The organism is Mesonia oceanica (assembly GCF_902499555.1).
Classification (GTDB): domain Bacteria; phylum Bacteroidota; class Bacteroidia; order Flavobacteriales; family Flavobacteriaceae; genus Mesonia; species Mesonia oceanica.
In genome coordinates this window covers 154530-178078 of the sequence record NZ_CABVMM010000008.1, presented here as the reverse complement: position 1 = coordinate 178078, position 23549 = coordinate 154530, and the positions used below count along the sequence as shown (strand labels likewise).

Here is a 23549-nt window from a genome sequence, read left to right as displayed (position 1 = left end):
TTTAAATTCTTGCTAACTTGATTAAAAATTCGTCACTTATTTCTGTGAAATCCTGAAAGGTATGGTCTGCTTGATTCAACACATTTTTTTGACCAATACCAATACTCGTCATTTGTGCATTATTAGCTGCTTGAATTCCTGCTATAGAATCTTCAAACACTACACAATACTCTGGTTGAGCTCCTAATTTTTCGGCACCGACCAAGAATACTTCAGGGTCTGGTTTTGCTTTGGTCACGTTGGTACCATCTACAATCTCATCGAAAAACGGAGTTAAATTTATTTTATCTAAAATCCTACGTGCGTTTTTACTGGCAGAACCCAAGGCGATAGGAATGTTATTATCTTTTAATAATTGTAATTTTTCTTTTACCTGCGGAAGGATTTCAGATTCATCCATCGCGTCGACATACGTTAGGTAATCTTCATTTTTTTTATCCATTAACTGAATAAATTCTTCTTCTGAAACGGAAGTATTGCCCCAGTCCAATATTTTTTTAAGTGAGTTTACTCGGCTCACGCCTTTTAATTGCTCATTTTGTTCGTGATCGAAATCGATGCCAAGACCATTAGCTAATCGTTTCCACGCTTGAAAATGAAATTTAGCTGTGTCTACAATCACGCCATCTAAATCGAAAATAAATGCTTTAGTTTTGGTTTTCATCAATAACAATTTTGTGTTTTGTTTTTACTCTTAACGTGAGTAAACCCGATAAAATCATGGCAAAACCGCCAATGATTAATGCATAAACAGGTTCATTATTAAAAAATTCTTTTACGATAAAGCCTAAAATAGTAGCAGCTACAATCTGGGGAAGCACGACAAAAAAGTTGAAGACGCCCATATAATATCCCATTTTTGAAGCCGGCAAACTGTTAGAAAGCATTGCATAAGGAATAGATAAAATACTTGCCCAAGCAATCCCAACACCAATCATAGCGAGTAGCAATCCGGTTTTATCACTTAAGAAATAAACCGAAATAAGGCCTAAACCACCAAAAAACAGCGCCAACATATGGGTGACTTTATTGCTTGTTCTTTTGGCTAAAACGGGAAGTAAAAAAGATACGGCTGCTGCAACTCCATTATAGACCGCAAACATTACCGGAACCCAATCTGCCGCATCGTTATAAGCTTTAGATTTAGGGTCGAAGGTATGAAATACATGACCGGTAACCGCTTGCGTGGTGTAAATCCACATACTGAATAGCGCAAACCAAGAAAAGAATTGTACCCAAGCCAATTGCTTCATCGCTAAGGGCATATTCAGCATATCGGTTATAATAATAGTATATCCGTTTCTTACATTTCTTTTCCTTAATAAGGCTACTGAAATAAATAATAAACCGGCGATAATTAAACCTACAAATAGAATATATAGTTCTTTGGTAAGGCCATTAATAAAAACAAGGTAGGTAACGATAGCCCCAAGCAAAAGCATAAAAAATCCAACTCGAATTTGCTTAGCAATATTTTTAGATTTATCGACTACTTCTACTCGTGCTGGTTCTTTCTCTTTGTCTTTAGCTTCAATAGCAGCTAATTCTTCTGGAGAATATTCTTTTGAATGAAAAACTGTCCATAATACGGCAGAAATAAATACAATTCCACCCACATAGAAAGACCATTTTACCGAATCAGGTATAAGACCTTCTGGGGCCGTATTTGAAATTCCGAAAACATTGGTAAAAAGATATGGAAGTAAAGATCCCAAAACAGCACCTAATCCAATAAAAAAGCTTTGCATGGCAAAACCTTGTGTTCGCTGATGTTCATCTAAGTTATCTCCTACAAATGCCCGAAAAGGTTCCATGGAAATATTAATGGAAGCATCCATAATCCATAAGGTTCCCGCAGCAATCCAAAGTGTTGGAGAGTTAGGCATTAAAAACAGACAAATTGAAGAAAGAATAGCACCTATTAAAAAGTAAGGTTTTCTTCTTCCTAACTTCGTCCAAGTTTTATCAGAAAAATAACCAATAATAGGTTGTACCACTAGACCGGTAACCGGCGCAGCAATCCATAAAATAGGAATATCTTCTACACTTGCTCCAAGGGTTTCAAAAATTCTGGAGGTATTGGCATTTTGAAGTGCGAATCCAAATTGTATTCCTAAGAACCCGAAACTCATGTTCCAAATTTCCCAGAAACTTAGCTTGCGCTTTTGCATATCGTAATCAATTGATTAATAACACGATAAGCACTTTGACTTATCATTACTTTAAGTGGAAAGTGAAAATATAAGTAATGATAATTCAGTTACAAATATATAGATTATATTGAAATTTTAATGTTAAATCTTTTATTTGATTATAGGTACTAGATGTTAACGATTGGATTTTAGATACTATTTTTATTTTAAAACCAAACGATTCAGAAATTCTTCAACTCAAGAATACTCCTACTTCTTCACCGAATCCCTAATAATTAAACTGGTATCTAAAACAGTAGTTTGAAAGCTTTGTTCTTCGGCTTCATTTTCCAAACGATCAATTAATAAATTTGCGGCTTTGGCCCCCATTTCCTCTCCGTGTTGATTGACGGTAGAGAGACTGGGAATAAAGCTTTTGGAAACTACTCCATCAGTAAAACCAATTACCGAAACATCTTCCGGCACTTTTTTATGAAGCTTTTTTAGAACTTTAATAGCGTTTACTGCAAATTGTTCATTTACCGCAAAAATGCCATCTACATTTTTATTTTTTAAAAACTCTTCAATTTTTTCTTCAGAATGATCTACATCTTCAATTTTCAATATTAAATCTTGATCAATTTCCATATCATTGGTTATTAAAGCGTCTTTATAACCTTCTGTTCTCAATTTCCCCACACTTACATAATCTACAGTAGATATGATGGCTATTTTTTTACAATGATGATCTATAAGGTATTGAACTGCTTCAAAAGCACCGTGTTTATCACTAATCACTACTTTGTCACAAATTACTTCATCAATCACACGATCGAACATTACCACCGGCATCCCTTGATTAATCACTTCTTTAATATGGTGATAATCTTCTTTTTGTTGAGTTTCTTTAGCAATGGACATAATAAAACCATCGGTACTACCATTCGCCAAAAACTCTAAGTTCAATACTTCCTTGTCGAAAGAATTATTAGACAAACAAATAATTACGTTATAGCCTTTTTCATTTGCTACGTGCTCAATCCCTTGAATAACAGTCGTAAAAAAATGATGTACTATTTCAGGAATAATAATCCCTATGGTTTTAGTTTTTCTGTTTTTAAGACTTAATGCAATATTGTTGGGTTTGTAATTATACAATTTAGCAAAAGCTTTAACTTTTTCTTTGGTATCTAAACTTATTTCAGGACTATCTTTTAAAGATTTAGAAACAGTTGATACTGAGACATCTAATTCTTTTGCAATTTGCTTTAAAGTGATTTTTCTAGGCATAGTTTTTTTATCATATCGATAACAAAATTAATATTTATTGATATTTCTATAAATATACCCTTAATAAATATTAATATGTTAAAATTCAAGAAGTTTTCAACACGAAAACGTTAGAGTTAAGGTTTCGTGATTTCAGTAACCTTATTCTACCATTTTATTTACATAGTTTTAACATTGGAAAGTGAAAATATAAGTTACAAACACAAATTTAAAACTATTATTCTATAATCTATGAGAACATTTTACAAAGGTTTATTGTTTTTGCTCTTAGGCGTTCCGGCAACTTTATTTGCCCAGGATTCGGTGAGCGGAACAGTAACTGAATCGACAGGAATGCCAATTCCTGGAGTAAACGTAATAATAAAGGGGTCTTCTAAAGGTTCTGTAACAGATTTTGATGGTAATTATACCGTTGACAACGTTCAGAAAAATGATACCCTTGTTTATTCCTATATTGGCTTTAAAACAAAAGAAATCGTTTTCGTTAATCAAAGTACCCTTAACGTTACGTTACAAGAAGATTCTTCTACCTTAGATGAAGTGGTAGTGGTTGGTTATGGTACTACTTCTAAAAGAGATTTAACAGGAGCTGTTAATCAAATTTCTACGGAAGATTTTAATAAAGGGCAACAAAACACCGCTAGCCAATTAATCACCGGTAAAATTGCTGGGGTTAATGTAACTACGGGTGGTGCCCCGGGTGACGGAAGTAGTATTACCATTCGTGGTAGAGGTTCAATACAACTAAATAATGATCCACTTTACGTGATTGATGGTTTTCCTATTTCTAATGATGCCGTAGGAGGTTCTAGAAATCCATTAGATTTTATTAACCCAAACGATATTGAAAGCATCACCGTTTTAAAAGATGCTTCGGCTACAGCTATTTATGGTTCTAGAGCTGCTAATGGGGTTATTCTAATTACTACCAAAAAAGGAAAAGGTTTAGAGTTTAAATTTAATTATTCTTCAACCACTACACTTTATACACCTACTGATTATGTGGATGTATTAGATGGGAATCAGTTTAGAAGTTTAGTAAATGAAATTGGTAATGAAGCTGCAATCGAAAGGTTAGGAACAGCCAACACCAATTGGCAAGATCTTATTTATAGAGATGCTTTTGGATCTGAACATAATTTTAGTACTACCGGGAATGTAGGAGGATTTATGCCTTTAAGAGCATCTTTAGGATATTCAGACCAAGATGGTATTTTAAAAAATGATAATTTCACAAGAACTACGGCTTCGATAAATTTACGACCAAGTTTCTTTGATGGACATTTAAAATTTGAATTAAATGGACGTGGCATGTATAATGAAAACACCTTTGGTAATCGAGATGCTATCGGTGCTTCTGTAGATTTTGACCCAACACAATCTGTTTACGACCCTACTTCTACTTATTCTAATTACTTCACTTGGTTAAATTCAACTGGAAATGCACAATACAACCTTGCGCCAACCAACCCTGTTGCTTTGATTAATGAAAAAGACGACACGGCTGAAGTAAGAAGGTTTATTGGAAACGCCAAAATAGATTATAATTTACATTTCTTTCCTGATTTAACAGCTACAGTTAATTTAGGATTAGATAAAACCAATAGTCATGGAAGAACTGTAGTATCACAAGCGTTACCTTCCACACAATTAGATTGGGATGGTTCATATTCTAATTATCAAAACGAATCAACCAACAAATTATTTGATGCGTATTTAACTTATGATAAAGATATTAAAGATCATTCTATTACTGCTGTAATAGGCCATTCCTACCAAAGTTTCTATAATGATAATTATAGTTACGATAGTGAAGCTGAACAAGAAGGAAACGAATATGAATTTATCGATAAATATGAGCACGTATTGCTATCTTACTTTGGTAGAATCAATTATAATTTTGATGATCGTTACTTAGTCACGGCTTCTTTAAGAGCAGATGCTTCATCAAGATTAAATCCAAATGACCGATGGGGTTATTTCCCTTCTGCTGCTCTAGCGTGGAATATTAATAACGAAGATTTCTTCAAATCTAAAACCATCAACCAATTAAAGTTGAGAGTAGGTTTTGGTGAAATTGGTAATGTAAATGGATTGGATAATTATTTATTTCTAACTCGATATACGCGCAGTAGAACCAATGCTAATTATCAATTTGGATACAATAACAACAATAATCCTAATTTCATACAAACTTATCGACCAGAAGCAATAAATAAAAACTTGAGATGGGAAATTGGCCGAACTTTTAATATTGGTATGGACTATGCTCTATTTGACAGCAGAATTTCTGGGTCTGTAAATGCATATATGAATAAAACAAAGGACTTAATCTCTTTTGTAACCGTTTCTCCTTTCACAAACTTCTCAAATGGTATTAATGCGAATATTGGCGATATGGAAAACAGAGGTATCGAATTTGAAATTAATGCAACTCCTATTCAAACAGAAGATTTTACTTGGCGGATTGGTTATAATATAGCGCTTAACGACAATGAAATTACCAATCTTCCCGACGCTGTACAAACTGGAGGTATCAATGGTGGTACAGGTAATAATATTCAATTGCATAAAGAAGGGCATTCGCCTAGTACATATTGGGTTTTTAAGCAAATCTATGATGAAAATGGAAGGCCAGTCGAAGGAGCTTATGTAGATAGAAATGGAGATAACATCATTAATGACGACGATAAATATTTAGCGGAAGATCCTTACGCAAATATCACTATGGGATTAAATACCAACTTAAACTATAAAAATTGGGATTTAGCTATAGTATCCAGAGTAAGTTTAGGAAACTATAATTACAACAATATGGCTTCTGCTAAATCTTATAGAATTAGAGCCACCGAAAATGGTATTCTAACCAACCTACATGCAGACACGTATAATTCGAGATTTCAAAACTTAACCGATGGTAATTTACAAAGTGATTACTATATTCAAGACGCTTCTTTCTTTAAATTAGATAACATTACACTTGGATATACCATTCGTAATATATTTAATAAAGACAGTAATTTAAGGATTTTTGGTTCTGCACAAAATGTATTAACTGTAACCGAGTATGATGGACTAGATCCTGAAATAGGTGGAGGTATTGATAATAACTTCTACCCTAGACCACGATTATATAGTATTGGAGTTAATTTAAACTTTTAAAAAAGAATTATGAAAATAAATTTTATAAACAAGCTTTTCTTCATTGTACCGGCAATGATATTAATATCTTGCCATGACGATTTGGATGTAGATCCAACTATAGACCCAGATAGTTTTACTGAAGAAAATGTTTTTGCCAACGCAACAGAAGCTAAAAGTGCATTAGCAAAGCTTTATGCTAGTTTAGCTTTAACAGGACAAGAAGGTCCTGCAGGACAACCGGATATCTCAGGAATTGATGAAGGTACTTCTCAATATTCCAGAATGTTGTTTAGTTTAAATGAATTAACAACCGACAACGCCGTTGTAGGTTGGGGAGATCCTGGTTTACCAGATCTTCACGCAATGAGCTGGGGAGCAAGTAACGATTTTACGACCGCTATGTACAATCGTTTAGCTCAAGAGGTTTCGTTTTGTAATTCATTTATTACAAATGCGGCTAACTTAGATAGTCCAGAAGTAGATGCTTATATCGCAGAAGCTAGATTCCTTAGAGCATTCGCTTACTATAACCTAATAGATTTATATGCAGATGTTCCCTTGACTACTGTAGTTTCTACTTCTTTACCAGAACAAAGTTCAAGAGAAGAAATCTTTGCTTTTATAGAAAGTGAATTATTAGAAATTCAAGATTCCCTAAAAGAAAGTGGAGCTAATGAATATGGTCGTGTAGATCGTGTAGCGGCTTGGGCTTTATTATCTAAGTTATACTTGAATGCAGAAGTTTGGGTAGGTGAAGATCGTTATACAGATTCAGTCACTTATTCTAAATTGGCTATTAATTCAACATATTCTATTAATGACAATGATGCTAATGGTGATGGTTCTGCTTACGATGAACTTTTCAAAGCCGATAACAATACTAATGGAGCACAAAACGAATTTATTTTCGCTATCAACTTCGACGGTAACAGTTCTAGAACTTATGGAGGTACTACTTTCTTAGTTCACGCTTCTAGAGGAGGCTCTATGGATGCTGCTGCTGCGGGAATTAATGGTGGTTGGGAAGGTTTAAGAACCACCAAAGCATTAGTGAATAAGTTTGATTATGCCGTTACAAATACCGAAGACGGTGATCCTATTGAATGGGCAGATGGTAGAGCTATGTTTTATACCGATGGGCAAAGTTTAGAAATAAACACTATTGCTAACACCTTTACCGATGGTTATGCCGTTACAAAATTCACCAATGTAGATTCACAAGGGAATCCTGGTGTAGATGAAGGAGGAGATTTTGTAGATACCGATTTACCGCTAATTCGTTTAGCTGAAATTTATCTTAACTATACAGAAGCTGTCTTAAGAGGGGGAAGCGGTGGTGACCTTCAAACAGCGACAACTTATATCAACGAGTTAAGAGCAAGAGCATTTGGTAATAATAACGGAAACATTTCTAGTAGCGATCTAGATTTAGATTTCATTATTAATGAAAGAGCCCGAGAATTATACTGGGAAGGTCAACGAAGAACAGACTTAATCCGTTTTGGTGACTTTACCTCAGGAAGTTATTTATGGCCGTTTAAAGGTGGTGCGCAAGCAGGAACTTCAGTTTCTGAGTTTAGGAACTTATTTCCGTTACCAAGTAACAATATTTTAATCAATACTAATTTAACTCAAAACCCAGGATACTAAAACATATAATCATGAAAAAGTTAATAAACATATTCGCTTTATGCTTTATCGCATTAAGTTTTATCGCTTGTCAAGAAGATGATGAATTCACGTTTATCGCAAGCCCAGAGCAAACAGCAGATTTTACCTTTACAAATTCTTTAGCAGAAAACTATAGCTTAAGTCCTTTAGTTGCCAATAACCCTGCAGAACGATTTGTTTGGAATGAAGCCAACTTTGATGTACAAACCCCTATAAGTTATCAACTAGAAAGTTCTACAACAGAAAACGGCACTTTTAGTGAAGTTCCTGGTATTGGTAGTATCTCTGTAACTAATCAAGCTGTAACTATTGGTAATATGATAACCTTAGCTAACGAAGCAGGTTTAGATAACGACCCAGATACTGAAGCTCCAAATACTGGTACACTTTACTTTAGAGTTAGAGCCTATGTTGGTAGTGATGCAGCCAATGTAGTAGAACAGTTTTCTGATGTAGTAGGCTTAAATATTGAATTAATTGAAAATACTGTAGAAGAAGTAGATTTAAGTACCACTTGGGGGGTTGTTGGTGATGCTACTATATATGGTTGGGATGCTCCTGATGTACCCATGTGGAAAACAGATTTATCAGGTGTAGATGATCAAAAATATGTGGCTTACACTACCCTAACAGATGGTGAAATTAAATTCAGGGAAAATGAAGATTGGGGTAATAATTATGGTGGTTCTGATGGTAATCTCGTAGCAGGAGGAGATAATATTGCCGTTACTGCGGGAACCTATAAAATTAATATAGACTTAAATGAGCTAACCTATAGTATGGAAGAATATTCTTGGGGTATCGTCGGAGACGCGACTCCTAATGGATGGGATGGTCCCGATGTTCAACTTTATTACAATGGTGAAAATAACACTTGGATGGCTGAAAACGTTACCTTAACCGATGGCGAAATCAAATTTAGATTAAATAATGATTGGGGAACCAATTTTGGAGGTAGTGAAGGTAACTTGGCAAATGGTGGTGACAACATTGCTGTTACAGCAGGAACTTATACCATTATCGTAGATTTCGAGAATGGAACTTATACTATTGAGTAAATCTTTTTAGAATTAGTTTTTTAAGAATTATTTTCAACTAAAAATACATGTTAAGCCCTGAATACAACTCATATATCTATGGTTTAAGTATTCAGGGCTTTTTTTTAAAATAAAATTATTAAAAATGAAAAACAAAATACTTTGGCTTGCTTTGCTATTGTTCACAAGTATAGCTTTCGCTCAGCAACAAAATGCTACGTTTACACTAACCCCTGAACAGTTTAATCCAGATGATCAGGTAACCATTACCGTTTCTAATATCGATTTATCACAATGGGGTGTTTCAGATTTATACCTGTGGACTTGGTTTTACGATCTTAACGATGAAAACTCTCAAGATTCACCCACCAATGGAAGTTGGGGAAACTCTGATGAAGCCCAGAAATTTACCGATAATGGTAACGGTACTTACTCATTTACTTTTATCCCACAAGATCTTTATGGCACTTCTAATATCGGAAGTATTGGAATGTTAGCCAAAGCGAAAGATGGTAGTGGCGACAAAAAAACACAAGATCATTATGTTGAAGTTGGTGTTTTTCAATTTAATTTAAACAATCCAACAAATCAAGTAACTATTTTAGATAGTGGAAACACATTAACAATAGAAGCTTCAACAACGGTAAATGCCAATTTTGAATTATTGGCAAATGGAAATAGTGTAGATATTCAAAACAATATTCAAAATTATACCTACAACTATACTCTAAACCAAGATACTAACTTTGAATTAATCGCTACAGAGACAGCTTCTTCTAATAGTCTTTCTGCAACTTTTCAAGGAATTGTTACTCCAAATCCAACGCAAATGGCCGTTCCTGCAGGAATGGAAGATGGGATTAACTTCGATCCAAATAACCCGAACACAGCTACTTTAGTGCTTTATGCACCCAACAAAGATTTTGTTCACGTTATTGGTAATTTCAATAATTGGAACATCAACAGTGATTATTTAATGAATTACGATGCTGCTCAAGAAAAATATTGGATTACCTTAAATAATTTAGACCAAACCGGAGATGATGTTTTATTTCAATATTTAATAGATGGTGAGATTAATGTAGCAGACCCCTATTCTACTTTAATTTTATCCCCATATGACGATCCATTTATTTCGCCAGATACATTTGATAATATTCCGGCTTATCCTACAGGAATGACAACCGAAGCTATTTCATGGATTAGAAGAAATGCTCCTTCCTATACTTGGGAAAACACAGGTTTTACACCACCGGCAAAAGAAGATTTGGTGATCTACGAAATTTTAATCCGTGATTTTGATGACGTTCAAAACTTCGATGCTGTAAAAAACAGGTTAGATTATCTAGAAGGCTTAGGAGTAAACGCCATCGAACTAATGCCAGTTTCAGAATTTGATGGGAACCTAAGTTGGGGGTATAATCCTGCATTTCATATGGCTTTAGATAAATATTACGGAAGTCCTGAAATGCTTAAAGAATTTATAGATGAATGCCATGCACGTGATATTGCAGTAATTCTTGATGTGGTTTATAATCACGCAACAGGTCAAAACCCACTTTATAGAATGTATAACGATTGTAATGGTTGTACCGGAGGTATCGTTGCTGCAGATTCTCCATATTTTAATGTTTCCGCAACACATACCTATAGTGTTTTTAACGACTTTAATCATCAGTCTATCGCTACACAAAATTATGTGAATAAAACCTTAGAATATTGGATTGAAGAATTTCACATTGATGGTTACCGTTGGGATTTAACAAAAGGATTTACCCAAAACTGTAGTGGTAATGAAACTTGTACCAATAGTTATCAAGCCGATCGTGTACAAGTTTTAAAAGATTATGCCGATACCCAATGGGCAGCAGATTCAGACTTTTATATTGTTTTTGAACACTTAGGAAGTGGTTCTTCTAGAAATGAAGAAATAGAATGGGCCAATTATCGTCTAGATGAAGGAAAAGGAATTATGTTCTGGAACAAGCTGAATTATAACTATAATGAGGCAACCATGGGCTGGAACGCTAACTCAAATTTCTCTGACATTTCTTATGAAAATATCGGAATTCCAACACCTAGAAACGTAGGTTATATGGAAAGCCATGATGAAGAACGCTTGATGTTTAAAAACTTAGCTTACGGAAATTCTAGTGGTTCTTATGATGTTACCAATCTTTCTACCGCTTTAGATCGCATGGAAACTGCAGGCGCTTTTTTCTTTACCGTTCCAGGTCCTAAAATGATCTGGCAATTTGGAGAATTAGGTTACGATACCAGTATCTTCGCTTGTTCAGACGGCACCATTCCAAACGACGACAGTTGCAAACTTTCTGAAAAACCAGATGGTTGGGACTTCTTAAACGAAACCGATCGTACCGATTTATACGATGCCTATGCACAAATGATTGCCTTGAAAAAAGGAAATGAAATCTTTGCAACCGGAAGTATTGAAATGAATGTTGACAACAGTAACGGATTAAAATCCATTCACTTAGAAAATCCCAATGCCACCGGAAATGAAATAAAATATGTAACCATTATTGGTAATTTTGGAGTTACTACACAAAGTATTGATCCAGCATTTCAAGAAACAGGAACTTGGTATAATTTAATGAATAATAATACTTACCAAGTAAGCGATGTAAACGCTACTATTGCTTTAGCTCCTGGTGAATATTTTATCTACGGAAATGAAGAAGCTAATTTAAATAATGAAGTTTTTAAAACTTCTACCATTAGCCTCTACCCTAACCCAACTAGCGAAAACATCTATTTATCTGAACAAGTAGATAGCATAAAAATTTATGACCTTACCGGAAAGCAAATTCTGGTAAAAGAAAACATTCGCCCTAACCAAGCGATTAATGTTTCAAGTTTCACTAAAGGAATTTACCTTCTTCAATTAGAACAAAATGGAGATAGAATTCAGAAGAAATTAATAGTGAACTAAGTCTAAAAATATTAACCAATAAAAGGAGAAGTTACTGAAAAAGCTTCTCCTTTTAATTTACTCTCCTTTTTAATTTTTAAAACTTAATGATTATGAAAAAATTGAACAAATTTTTATTAATGGGACTACTTGCTCTTTATGCAAGTTGTACTACTGATGATTTTGATAGTTCATCAGCAGAAAAAAATAATCAAACCCAAGCAACAAGTTTATCATTAACCACAAGCACAGGTTCTAAAGTAATGATGCAAGCTTTCTATTGGGACGTTCCTGCCGGTGGTACTTGGTGGAACACTGTATCTACCAAAGTACAAGACTGGAGTAATGCCGGTATAGATGCGATTTGGTTACCACCCGTTTCAAAAGCTCAAAATGGTCCTTTTTCTATGGGATATGACCCGTTCGATTACTTTGATTTTGGAGAATATAATCAAATGGGATCTGTAGAAACAAGATTTGGATCAAGACAAGAATTGGAATCACTCATTCAAAATGCCCACAACCAAAACTTAGCTGTGATTGCCGATATTGTCATTAATCATAACAGTGGTGGTGATCAAGAAAGTAATGTTTATACAGGAACAGATACTTATACAGACTTTAATCCTGCTTCAGGAATGTTCTACAGATCGGCAACAGATTTTCATCCTAATGATACCCATTCTAACGATAGTGGAGCGTTTGGAGGTTATCCAGATTTATGCCACGACAAAAGTTATGTACAAGACTGGTTATGGAAACAATCTAATTCAGTAGCTAAATATTACAAAAATACCTTAGGAGTTGATGGCTGGCGTTTTGACTATGTAAAAGGCTATGAACCTTGGGTGGTCAATGCCTGGGTAAATGAAGTTGGAGGTTTTGCCGTTGGCGAGTATTGGGATTCGAATGTCGATCTTTTAGAAAATTGGACAAACAATGCGCAAGCATCGGCTTTTGATTTTGCTTGTTATTACCGAATGAAAGATGCTTTTGACGGGAATGACCTTACTCGTTTACAAGACGATATGTTATGGAAACGAAATCCTATGAGGGCAGTAACTTTTGTTAGTAATCACGATACCAATGAAATTTACAATGGTAAAATGTTGGCTTATGCCTATATTTTGACCCACGAGGGCTATCCTTGTATATTTTATCAAGATTACGAACAATGGCTTGATAAAAACCAGTTAAACAATTTAATCTGGATCCATAATAACAAAGCAAGTGGTACTACTAATATTCTGCATGCAGATCAAGATGAATATATTGCTCGTAGAAACGGTAATCCCGGTTTAATAGTTTACCTCAATAATAGTGATAATTGGCAAGAACGTTGGGTATCTACCAATTGGTACAATAGTCAAATTAAAGATTTTACAGGAAAATCAAACTGGGAACCTTATACACAAGCTGATGGTTGGGTAAAACTTCAAGCCCCACCACATTCTTACAGTATTTGGTCTACCAAATAAGAATTGAAAAAATTAGTGATCACCTAAATTCACTATATTATCAAACCAAAAAGGAGAAGTTAGATAGATAACTTCTCCTTTTTTCTTTATAAATGATTTGAAAATATTAAGCTGCAGAAGCTTTCTTGCTTTCAATATAGTCGTTAACCAAATCTTCCAAAACATCCAACGGCACTACACCATTGGTTAAAATTACATCGTGAAATTCACGAACATCAAAATCTTCACCTAAAGCTTTTTTTGCTTTGGCACGTAAACTTAAAATCTTGATCATTCCTATCTTATAAGAAGTAGCTTGTCCTGGCAGCACAATATGACGATCAACCATTTTAATACAATCACTTTCAGCATTTGGTGTATTATCTTTATAGTACTGAATCGCTTGTTCGCGTGTCCATTTTTTAGCGTGAATCCCGGTATCAACCACCAATCTACATGCACGCCATAATTCAGCGGTTAATCTTCCAAAATCTGAATACGGATCTTTGTAATAGCCAATCTCTTTTGGTAATAACTCGCTATATAATCCCCAACCTTCAATGTAAGCTCCGTAGAACAAATGTTTTCTAAACTCAGGTAAACTATCTAATTCCTGAGCAATGGCAATTTGCATATGATGTCCGGGAATCCCTTCATGATAAGCCAAGGCTTCCATTTGATATTTAGAAACTGCTTTCATATCATATAGGTTCACATAATAAATTCCGGGTCGTGAACCGTCTAAAGCAGGACGTTCATAAAAAGCAATTCCTGCACTTTTCTCCCGAAAAGCTTCTACGGGTTTTACTTTTAATTTAGCTTTAGGCAGCGTAAGAAAAAGTTCATCTAGCCTAGAGCGCATTTCATCAATAATCGCTTTTGCCTTTTGGAGATAGGCTGCTTTTCCTTTTTCATTCTGCTCATAGTAAAACCTTGGATCTTCTTTCATAAACTTAAAGAAATCCTGTAATGAGCCCTCAAAGCCCACCTCTTTCATAATCGATTTCATTTCTTGGTGAATCCGATCTACATCCTTCAAACCTATTTTATGAATCTCTTCTGCAGAAAGATGCGTGGTTGTATATCTATTTAATTGATTTTGATAATATTCTTTGCCTTTTGGAAACTTCCAAACGCCATTGTCTGTAGTCGCCCGTTGTGCTTCATCTTGTAGGGTTTCAATCATTTTTTGATACGCTGGCTTCACATGGTCCACTAAAGCTTTCTTGGCTTTTTTAATCAACTCTTTCTTTTGCTGCTTGGTGATTTGAAGTTGGTTTACTTTATCTGAAAAATCTTGAAGCAACACACTATTTTCTTTAGAATCACTAAAAGGCTTGCCTGTAAGAACATTTTTTGAATCTTCTATTGTTTTGACGAATACAAATTTTGGAGGCAATATTCCGTTTTTTTCACGGATTTGCATGGTCTTGATCACATCTTCAAAAACCTTTTGTATTCCTTGCAAACGTTTCACATAAGCTTCTGCATCGGCTACAGAATCAATTCGATGTTGATTGATTAAAAATGCCGGAATGGAAGTATGAATTCCACTCATTTGATTAATGGGATAGTTATAAAACCGAAATTTATAATCTTCTACTTCATTCTCAAGTTTTTTTCGCATCAAACGATAGCTTAACCTATCAGATTTTGAAAGAGCATTTACATTAATACTATCTTTTAGGTAAGCTAACCTAGCTTTTGAACGTTCTAAATCTTTTGGATATTTGGTATGTGAAAAATCATCCCATTTCCCATAATCGGTTTTTAAACCAATTTGGGTTTGCATCATTGGAGAATTGGATAAATCTTCTTGATAAGTTTTATCAAAAAAAGCTTGTAATTGCTTTGATTCATGTTCTATTTCAGAAACATCCATTTCACTCTTTTTAGTTTTTTCTTTACAAGAAACGAGCAGGCCTAAAAAGACAACGATTGCTATTGTAGGGAAATTTATTTTCATTTTTTCTTATTTTTCCAATACCATAAATTCTATGGAAGAATCACCATAAACGGTATGGGTTTGTTTTTTGTAATCGGCTTTTTCAGCTTTAAAAATATTCGGCACAAAGGTTTGCGGATTCAAATTAATTAAAGGAAACCAAGTACTTTGCACTTGCACTTGAATTTTATGTCCTTTTTTAAAAGTATGATAAATCCCTTGTAAAATAAAGTCTATATCGGTTTTTTGGTTGGGAACGCTAGCTTCGGCTTTTTCAAAGCCGTTTCTAAATCTTGCCGGCATAACTTCACTACGTACCATCATATGGTAATTAGACATTTTTAAATGATCTTGCATTTCTTCTGTTCCTTCAGCATCACTCGGATAAACATCGATCACTTTCACTATCCAATCGGCATCAGTTCCGCTAGTGGCAACCTTTAATTTTGCTTCTATTTCTCCAACCATCGTGAGGTCTTCTTTTAAAACTTCCGTTTCAAAAACCAATACATCGGGTCTTCGAGCGGCAAAGCGTTGATCGTCACTCATGTATTTTCTAGGTGTAAACACAATTTTTATATCTTCTGAATAAGGCACCGGTTTTTTAGGATCACTAATAAAGGTATTCTCAAATGACTTATTGGGAAGCGATTTTAGTTTTTGGTTTTCCCCTAAATAGTAAGCTTTTTTCTTAGTAGCTTTTGGTGGCCAAGCTTCAAATGATGTCCATTCATGACTACCGGTGTCAAACATCTTTGCTTCAGGTAATGGAGAGTTTTTAGGTTTTCCTTCTTCTTTTAAAAAGTAATTAAAGAATACGGTTTCTACATCTCTTTGATAATTTTCAGAAATATCATCACCAAAATAAATATTCCCTACAGCTTGACGCTTCGAAGTTCTTGCCCAATCGCCGTGGCTCCAAGGTCCATAAACAATGGTATTGTAATTATCGCTGTTTTCTTCAATAGCTTTATAACTTTGAAACGGACCATATAAATCTTCGGCATCAAAAAATCCTCCCACATACATCACAGCTGTTTTAATTTTTGCGTCTTTTAAATGCTGAATAAGTCCCCGATCTTGCCAAAACTTATCGTAAACCGGATTATCTCTTAACTGATTCCAGAAAAAATTATCGGGATAATATTGATCTAACTGACTAATAGGCGTATGATCTAAAAAGAATTGGTACTGATCTTCACTGGGAAGTTTTGGAAAAGTATACCAAGCCTTAGTCGTGGGGCCTTCAGTTTGATTTCCAAACAAAGCAGTTGCCATAAAATAGCTGAGTAGATAAGCTCCATTATGGTGAAAATCATCAAAAAAGAAATCGGCAATACTGGCTTGTGGCGAAGCGGCTTTCAAAGCCGGATGTCCCGATAGCAATGAGTAAGAGGTGTAAAAGCCGGGATAAGAAATTCCCCAAGTTCCTACATTACCATTGTTATTTTCAACAATGTTCACCAACCATTCAATGGTATCATAGGTATCACTCGCTTCATCAATTTCTTTTCCTTTTTTATTCGGAATATAAGGACGCATATTGTCATAATCTCCTTCGCTCATCCAGCGTCCGCGAACATCTTGATACACAATGATGTTTCCTTCTTTCATCAGAAATTCATTGGGTCCAATTTTAGAACGAAATTCGCCTTCACCATAGGGTCTAGAGCTGTATGGTGTTCGTTGCATAATAATTGGATATTCTTGAGAAAGATCTTTTGGCGAATAAATCGTGGTATGCAATTTTATACCATCGCGCATCTCAATGTCAACTTCTTTTTTCGTGTAATAATCTTCAACTTTATAATCGTTTTGGGCTATTAGTTGAAAGCTTAAAAATGTAAAAAATAGTAGGGAGAAATACTTCAAGTAGGTTTTCATTCAATTCAATTTTATAGAAATGGCATAAATATAGTACAAATTAGATTCAGAAAAAATCGCATTTATACAGCTAAATCATTTAAAATACTAGCTATCAAAAAACTAAAAAAAATAATAATCTCAATAACTTTATAATTTATTACCTATTTTAGAACGGTAAAAACTATAATTTATTTATTATGAAAAAATCTTTTTCGCTTTATGCTTTTTTAGTTCTTTTCTCTTTCGCTATTGTAAGTTGCGGGCCTAAAGTTACCCGTGTGAGTGAAGATACCGTCACCGATATTAGCGGAAGATGGAACGATACCGACTCGCGTCTCACCGCTGAAGAAATTACCAGTGAAATGATGGCTCATCCATGGTACAACACTTATACCTCACAAAACGGTGGAGAAGTTCCCGTGATTATTGTAGGAATGATTACCAACAAATCTCACGAACATATTCCTACTGAAACTTTTTCTAAAGACATTGAAAAAGCTATTATCAACAGCAGTAGAATGCGTTTGGTACAGGCCGGAGCGATGCGCGAAGAAATTAGAGCAGAACGCGCCGACCAACAAAACTACTCTTCAGCTTCTAGTATGAAGAAATTTGGTTTAGAACAAGGAGCTGATTTTATGCTACAGGGAACCATCAACTCTATTGTAGATCAGTACAAAAAAGATAAAGCAATTTATTATCAAGTAGATTTAGAGCTTACCAATTTAGAAACTAATGAAAAGGTTTGGATTGGTGACAAAAAAATTAAGAAGCTGGTCAATTAAGCGAATTTATATATGCGAATACCAACCAAATTTTGGTTTCAATTTATTTCCGTAGGAGTTCTTATTATAGCTTTGAATTCCTGCGGAATTACTTATAATGATAGGTCTTACGAGTTTCAAAATGAAGTTTACTATCGAAATTTTGATAAAGCTGCGTCTTTAATTGAAGACAATGAATTTCTTTCTAAAAAAAGAAACCGCTTACTTTACTTGATGGAAAAAGGTAAGGTTGAACATATGAGCGGTAATTATAAAAAAAGTAATCAACTTTTTGAAGAAGCTTATATTTTAATAGATGATAGAATCACTGCCAATGCAGGACAAGCCGTAGCTGCTAAACTCACCAACCCAATGGCAGCTCCCTACCGAGGAGAAGACTTTGAAAAGGTAATGATTCATTATTATATGGCGCTGAATTACTTCCAATTAGGAATGCCTAATGAAGCTTTGGTAGAAGCTAAACGAATTAATATCAAACTTCAGGAACTCAACCAAAAATACAAGAAAAACAAGAATAAATATACAGAAGATGCTTTTGCGCAAATTCTGCAAGGTCTTTTATACGAAGCCACCGGCGATATTAATAATGCTTTTATTGCCTATAGAAATGCTGAAGAATTATACGTTAACAATAACAATTCTTATTACGGGGTTCCACTTCCCTACCAACTAAAAAAAGATTTACTTAGAACTTCCAAACAATTAGGATTTACCCAAGAATACAACAAATACGCTAGTCAATTCAATATCCCTGAAAAAGAATTTGAAAAACATCCGGCAGAAGCAGTAATTTTTTGGGAAAACGGATTAGGTCCTGCAAAAGATCAAACGCAAATTACAGTTGTTGATGATGCTTTTGTAGCAGTAAATGATGCTAATAATTCTATTTTTATTCCTATTCCCCCAGGAACAGATTTAGGGATTACTTCAATTGCTATTCCTAAATACGTGCAACGAGAAAGCTATTACAAAGGAGCACGATTAAAATTTAATAATAAGGAAGAAAATTTTGAATTAGTAGAAGATTTCTTTCCTATTGCCGAACAATCGTTACACGATAGAATGTTACGAGAAGTGATAGATATTGCCTTACGGGTTGGCGCAAAAAAAGCTACTAGTGCAAGTTTAGGAGCTTTAGCCAAAGAAATTTTAGGTGAAGATGCCAAAGACCTAGTAAAAGTTGGAGCCGATATTGCCGGTGCTGCTACAGAAAAAGCCGATACCCGAAACTGGCAAACTTTACCGGCAACCATTAGTTATGCGAGAGTCCCACTAACCGAAAATGGAAATAATACATTTATCATTGAAAAGTACGGGAAATCCACCGATCGCGATACCATTAGCATTGATTATAAAAAAGGCTTACAACTGGTAAGCTATTTTGATGTAGGGAAAGCTACTACCAATTACGTAGAACCCAAGTTTAAACTAAAAAAGGATGAAGCTGAACAAAAAACTTCTATCCCAACAGATTCTACCTCAACAAGAAAAATCAACTAAGTATGAAACTAAAACTACGTGATTTCATTATTGTTGGGTCGGTTTTATTCTTAGGCTTTTTGGCTTACTCTAACTTCCAGAACCGTCCACAAAAATGGCAAGCTACTAATTGCTATAAAAACATTCAGTACCAACTTACTAAAGATGGTAAAAAAGGAAAACGTTACCGTTGGAAACTTCAATTTAAAAACAATTATAACCGATTGATTACTTTTAATTATGGAGTAACCGAAGATGAAAACGGCTATTTAACCAGTCAGCGTAAAACATTACAGGCTCACGAAACTTGTGAACCTGTAGAGATTTATACCGATAAAAAAGAATTTTATGTTTTGGTAGATCGTTTAAGTTTTCAAGTAAATGGTCAACCTACCGAACCTTGTGATGCTGAATAAAACTACTTTTTAAAATTTTCAATTCCTTTATCTAACCAAGCGGTATATTCTTCAACATCCGGAGTATATCCCACTGGTTCATTTAGAGGCTGCTCTTCGTGGTTTAAAATAATGTAATAAGGTTGTGCATTTGCGCCATATTCACGTATTTGAAAATCACTCCACTTATTACCAATAGTTCTTATACGCTTTCCGGTAGTTTCACTTGTATATTGTTCATTTTCAGGTAAACTTTCTTTTGCATCCACATACAAAGAAATTAAAACTACATCGTTTTTAAGCTTACTTAATACTTGCGGTTCACTCCAAACGCGCTCTTCCATCTTCCTACAGTTAATACAAGCATATCCGGTAAAATCTAACAAAACAGGAAGGTTTTGTTCTTTTGCATAAGCCATTCCTTCTTCATAATCTTCAAAAGTGATAATATCATGCGGTCCTAATTTAGCTTTTTCAGGAAAATCTTCACTAGTACCGGCCATACCGCCACCTCCTAATTTTGTATAACCCACACCATAAGGAGCTTCGCTATAATTCATGGGTGGAGCAAAACCACTAATCATTTTTAGAGGTGCTCCCCAAAGTCCTGGAATTAAATAAATGGTAAAAACCAGTATAATTAACCCTAAACTCAATCTTCCTACAGAAATATGTGGTAATTCTGAATCATGAGGAAGTTTAATTTTCCCAAAGAGGTAGAAAGCCAAGGTTCCAAAAATAGCAATCCAAATGGCTAAGAAAATTTCACGTTCTAAAAAATGTGCTTGCAACACTAAATCTGCATTTGATAAAAACTTAAAAGCCAAGGCTAATTCTAGAAAACCTAAAAATACTTTTACCGTATTTAGCCAACCACCTGAACGTGGTAAAGTGTTCATCCAAGCAGGAAATAAAGCAAACAATCCAAACGGAATTGCAATAGCCAACGAGAAACCTAACATTCCTATGATTGGAGCAATCCCTCCTTTAGAAGCGGCTTGTACTAATAAAGTTCCTACAATTGGTCCTGTACAACTAAACGATACAATTGCTAAAGCCAATGCCATAAAGAAAATACCTACAATACCACCTCTATCGGCTTGGCGGTCTACTTTATTAGCCCAAGAGTTAGGCAACATAATTTCAAATGCCCCTAAAAATGAAGCCGCAAAAATGATTAAAAGTATAAAGAAAATAATATTAAAAGTAACATTGGTGGAAAGGGCATTTAAAGCATCTGCACCAAAGATCCCTACAACAAGCGTTCCTAATAACACATAAATGACGACGATAAAAAAACCGTATAGTAGGGCATTTCTAATACCTTTACTTCTAGTTTTGCTTTGTTTGGTAAAGAATCCCACCGTCATCGGGATCATTGGGAATACACAAGGGGTTAATAAAGCCAAGAAACCGGAAAAGAAAGCTAAAAAGAAGATAGTTAATGTGCTTTTATCTTCATCTTCATCAAAATTGGTCTTAACTTCTTTACCTGATTGTTTTACCTGACTTGCTTCTGAGACTTCTTCTTTATTATCTGTTGAAGTAGTTTTTGGGTTTGTACCATAAGCTTGAAACTCGTCGTAATTCTGAAGAAGTTTTACATCATCTTTTTTAAGATCAAAAACCACATAATATTCTTCACTAATACAGCTTTCTTTACACACTTGGTACTTCAGCTCCATTTTAATAACCGAAAGCTTATCATCTGTAAGTTTAATGTCTTGTGTAAAACGAGCTTCTTCTTCAAAATAAATCTCATCAACACCAAATATTTCACTAAACTGCTTTTTGGTTTCACTCTCTTGAGTTTCTCCTACTAATTCATAACCATTTCCAGCATCCAAATAATTAAACCAAAGTGGTAATGGCCCGCCTTCTGGTGTTTTTTGTGAATAAATATGCCATTCTTCCTCTATTTCGCTTTCTAAAATTAATTGGTAAGAATGATCAGCAATTTTTTCAATGCTTCCACTCCATTCTACCGGTTCTATTACTTTTGAGGAATCGCCAAATTGGGCGTTGGCAGAACTTATAAATAAGGCAAGAAATATAAATAATAAACTATTTCTCATAGGTTAAATTTAATTTAAGTATAGTTGTAGTGTTAGGTTCAATTTTAAAACGCTCATCAGTACGATGACCAACCACCCAGGCAATTTTTTTATCTGAAATTAATACCCAGGTATTTTCTTTTTCAAGAGGCGAAAGCTTTTCATCTTTTAAAAAGTCGCTCAGCTTCTTCTTCCCTTTCATTCCAAATGGCTGAAAGCGATCTCCCGCTTTCCACTTTCTAAGGATCAAAGGATATTTTATTTTTTGCGCGGGAAGATAAGCAATGTTTTGGCTAAACTCTTGCATTTCTTTAACATTTTCTACTGAAATTTTTTTGTCTTCCCATTCAATAGTCGTTTGCTCTTTTTCTATTGCTATTATTTCTTCCGAATTTTTCAAAAATTCATCCAAAATTAATACTTCACGGTCTCTTACCAATCGATGTGTTTTCGAAAAGACCTGTTTACCGGTTTGTGCTTCCAACAATTGATAAACATCATTCCACTCGGTAAATCCAAATGAATTTAATAACTGAAACAAAACCGCTTTGGTATGTGGGGTTTGCTTTAAATCGTGAACATTCAAGAAATATTTCCCATTAATTTCTTCCACCAATCGGCTAAATAAAATCGTGGTATAATCTTCCAGTAAGTTAGCTGCATCTTGTAAGTTTTGCTGCGTTTGCTGAAAACTTTGCAGCAGATTGGAATTCTCTTCTGTTAACTGCGGAATAATGTGATGCCGAATCTTATTCCGAAAATATTTATCGGAAGCATTAGAGCTATCTTCCCGCCATTCTATTTCGTGCTCTTGAGCGTACTGTTGAATTTGCTCTCGACTAAACGACAGTAACGGACGTACAATTTTACCGTTCACTTCAGGAATTCCCGTAAGTCCGTTTAATCCCGTACCGCGAGTGGTGTTAATCAAATAAGTCTCTAAACTATCGTTAACGTGGTGAGCAGTCAAAATATAATCGAAAGCTTTTTCTTCTGCCAATTCATAAAACCAGCGATAGCGTAATTCTCTTGCCGCTAATTGCGTAGAAAGCTGATGATCTTTTGCGTATAATTCGGTTTGAAATGATTGTGTAAATACTTCTACCTCTAATTGTTCTGCTAATTGTTTAATGAAGACCTCATCAGCATCACTTTCTTCTCCGCGAAGATTGAAATTGCAATGAGCCAAAGAAAAATGAAGTTGAGATGATTTGCACAGATATGCCAACACAACACTGTCAATCCCACCGCTAATGGTTAACAAACATTTACCTTTCTCTAAAAAGGGAAGTTTGCATTTAATATGTTGCTGAAATTCTTGAATCATGCTGCCTTCAAAGATAGCAAGTTCTTTGCGATAAT

At 34.7% G+C, this 23549-nt stretch carries 15 protein-coding genes; 8 read left to right on the top strand and 7 right to left on the bottom strand.

Features of this window, described 5'->3' with window-relative positions; genetic code table 11:
* Position 1: 1 nt before the first annotated feature.
* From pgmB to FVB9532_RS11285, 3 genes are all read right to left on the bottom strand, one after another.
* Positions 2 to 664 carry a beta-phosphoglucomutase gene (gene pgmB / locus FVB9532_RS11295; protein WP_150545282.1) on the bottom strand — a complete coding sequence of 221 codons (663 nt, stop codon included), beginning with the start codon at positions 662 to 664 and terminating at the stop codon, positions 2 to 4.
* The gene (locus FVB9532_RS11290) at positions 648 to 2171 is read right to left on the bottom strand and encodes an MFS transporter (RefSeq protein WP_150545281.1); all 1524 of its coding nucleotides are present in this window, start codon (positions 2169 to 2171) and stop codon (positions 648 to 650) included. The genes pgmB and FVB9532_RS11290 overlap by 17 nt, the downstream gene beginning before the upstream one ends.
* 231 nt (positions 2172 to 2402) lie before the next feature.
* Positions 2403 to 3422, bottom strand: a complete 1020-nt coding sequence (locus tag FVB9532_RS11285; protein ID WP_150545280.1) for a LacI family DNA-binding transcriptional regulator — start codon at positions 3420 to 3422, stop codon at positions 2403 to 2405.
* Between the two features lie 231 nt (positions 3423 to 3653).
* On the opposite strand from FVB9532_RS11285, the gene FVB9532_RS11280 reads away from it, so the two are divergent.
* The 5 genes from FVB9532_RS11280 (at position 3654) to FVB9532_RS11260 (ending at position 13684) form a co-directional block, all read left to right on the top strand.
* Positions 3654 to 6584: a SusC/RagA family TonB-linked outer membrane protein gene (locus FVB9532_RS11280; RefSeq protein ID WP_150545279.1), complete on the top strand. Its 2931-nt coding sequence runs from the start codon at positions 3654 to 3656 to the stop codon at positions 6582 to 6584.
* A gap of 9 nt (positions 6585 to 6593) precedes the next feature.
* Positions 6594 to 8216 (top strand): RagB/SusD family nutrient uptake outer membrane protein, encoded by a 1623-nt coding sequence (locus FVB9532_RS11275; RefSeq protein WP_150545278.1) that lies wholly within the window; start codon positions 6594 to 6596, stop codon positions 8214 to 8216.
* Positions 8217 to 8227: 11 nt separating this feature from the next.
* Positions 8228 to 9295, top strand: a complete 1068-nt coding sequence (locus tag FVB9532_RS11270; protein WP_150545277.1) for a SusF/SusE family carbohydrate-binding protein — start codon at positions 8228 to 8230, stop codon at positions 9293 to 9295.
* 124 nt (positions 9296 to 9419) lie between these two features.
* Positions 9420 to 12227 (top strand): alpha-amylase family glycosyl hydrolase, encoded by a 2808-nt coding sequence (locus FVB9532_RS11265; protein WP_150545276.1) that lies wholly within the window; start codon positions 9420 to 9422, stop codon positions 12225 to 12227.
* Between the two features lie 92 nt (positions 12228 to 12319).
* Positions 12320 to 13684 carry an alpha-amylase gene (locus tag FVB9532_RS11260; protein WP_150545275.1) on the top strand — a complete coding sequence of 455 codons (1365 nt, stop codon included), beginning with the start codon at positions 12320 to 12322 and terminating at the stop codon, positions 13682 to 13684.
* Positions 13685 to 13790: 106 nt separating this feature from the next.
* Here FVB9532_RS11260 and FVB9532_RS11255 read toward each other — a convergent pair whose 3' ends face one another.
* Positions 13791 to 15629 carry a DUF885 domain-containing protein gene (locus tag FVB9532_RS11255; RefSeq protein WP_150545274.1) on the bottom strand — a complete coding sequence of 613 codons (1839 nt, stop codon included), beginning with the start codon at positions 15627 to 15629 and terminating at the stop codon, positions 13791 to 13793.
* Between the two features lie 6 nt (positions 15630 to 15635).
* Positions 15636 to 17492, bottom strand: a complete 1857-nt coding sequence (locus tag FVB9532_RS11250; RefSeq protein WP_150545273.1) for a CocE/NonD family hydrolase — start codon at positions 17490 to 17492, stop codon at positions 15636 to 15638.
* Between the two features lie 179 nt (positions 17493 to 17671).
* Between FVB9532_RS11250 and FVB9532_RS11245 the strand changes: the two genes are divergently transcribed.
* The 3 genes from FVB9532_RS11245 to FVB9532_RS11235 are packed head-to-tail and all read left to right on the top strand — an operon-like array spanning position 17672 to position 20154.
* On the top strand, positions 17672 to 18259 hold the full coding sequence (locus FVB9532_RS11245) for a penicillin-binding protein activator LpoB (RefSeq protein WP_150545272.1): 588 nt from the start codon (positions 17672 to 17674) through the stop codon (positions 18257 to 18259).
* Between the two features lie 12 nt (positions 18260 to 18271).
* The gene (locus tag FVB9532_RS11240; RefSeq protein ID WP_150545271.1) at positions 18272 to 19759 is read left to right on the top strand and encodes a COG3014 family protein; all 1488 of its coding nucleotides are present in this window, start codon (positions 18272 to 18274) and stop codon (positions 19757 to 19759) included.
* A gap of 2 nt (positions 19760 to 19761) precedes the next feature.
* Entirely contained in the window at positions 19762 to 20154 is a 393-nt protein-coding gene (locus FVB9532_RS11235) for a hypothetical protein (protein WP_150545270.1), read from the top strand.
* Positions 20155 to 20156: 2 nt separating this feature from the next.
* Here FVB9532_RS11235 and FVB9532_RS11230 read toward each other — a convergent pair whose 3' ends face one another.
* Both FVB9532_RS11230 and tilS read right to left on the bottom strand, forming a co-directional pair.
* Positions 20157 to 22208: a protein-disulfide reductase DsbD family protein gene (locus tag FVB9532_RS11230; protein WP_150545269.1), complete on the bottom strand. Its 2052-nt coding sequence runs from the start codon at positions 22206 to 22208 to the stop codon at positions 20157 to 20159.
* Positions 22198 to 23514 (bottom strand): tRNA lysidine(34) synthetase TilS, encoded by a 1317-nt coding sequence (gene tilS, locus FVB9532_RS11225; RefSeq protein ID WP_150545268.1) that lies wholly within the window; start codon positions 23512 to 23514, stop codon positions 22198 to 22200. Before tilS ends, FVB9532_RS11230 begins: the two co-directional genes overlap by 11 nt.
* Between the last annotated feature and the right edge of the window lie 35 nt (positions 23515 to 23549).

Coding starts and splice junctions, on each gene's coding strand:
- FVB9532_RS11290 (WP_150545281.1), bottom strand. CDS start 2,171: ATGCAAAAGCGCAAGCTAAGTTTCTGGGAAATTTGGAACATGAGTTTC.
- FVB9532_RS11270 (WP_150545277.1), top strand. CDS start 8,228: ATGAAAAAGTTAATAAACATATTCGCTTTATGCTTTATCGCATTAAGT.
- tilS (WP_150545268.1), bottom strand. CDS start 23,514: ATGATTCAAGAATTTCAGCAACATATTAAATGCAAACTTCCCTTTTTA.
- pgmB (WP_150545282.1), bottom strand. CDS start 664: ATGAAAACCAAAACTAAAGCATTTATTTTCGATTTAGATGGCGTGATT.
- FVB9532_RS11275 (WP_150545278.1), top strand. CDS start 6,594: ATGAAAATAAATTTTATAAACAAGCTTTTCTTCATTGTACCGGCAATG.
- FVB9532_RS11280 (WP_150545279.1), top strand. CDS start 3,654: ATGAGAACATTTTACAAAGGTTTATTGTTTTTGCTCTTAGGCGTTCCG.
- FVB9532_RS11255 (WP_150545274.1), bottom strand. CDS start 15,629: ATGAAAATAAATTTCCCTACAATAGCAATCGTTGTCTTTTTAGGCCTG.
- FVB9532_RS11230 (WP_150545269.1), bottom strand. CDS start 22,208: ATGAGAAATAGTTTATTATTTATATTTCTTGCCTTATTTATAAGTTCT.
- FVB9532_RS11285 (WP_150545280.1), bottom strand. CDS start 3,422: ATGCCTAGAAAAATCACTTTAAAGCAAATTGCAAAAGAATTAGATGTC.
- FVB9532_RS11235 (WP_150545270.1), top strand. CDS start 19,762: ATGAAACTAAAACTACGTGATTTCATTATTGTTGGGTCGGTTTTATTC.
- FVB9532_RS11250 (WP_150545273.1), bottom strand. CDS start 17,492: ATGAAAACCTACTTGAAGTATTTCTCCCTACTATTTTTTACATTTTTA.
- FVB9532_RS11240 (WP_150545271.1), top strand. CDS start 18,272: ATGCGAATACCAACCAAATTTTGGTTTCAATTTATTTCCGTAGGAGTT.
- FVB9532_RS11260 (WP_150545275.1), top strand. CDS start 12,320: ATGAAAAAATTGAACAAATTTTTATTAATGGGACTACTTGCTCTTTAT.
- FVB9532_RS11245 (WP_150545272.1), top strand. CDS start 17,672: ATGAAAAAATCTTTTTCGCTTTATGCTTTTTTAGTTCTTTTCTCTTTC.
- FVB9532_RS11265 (WP_150545276.1), top strand. CDS start 9,420: ATGAAAAACAAAATACTTTGGCTTGCTTTGCTATTGTTCACAAGTATA.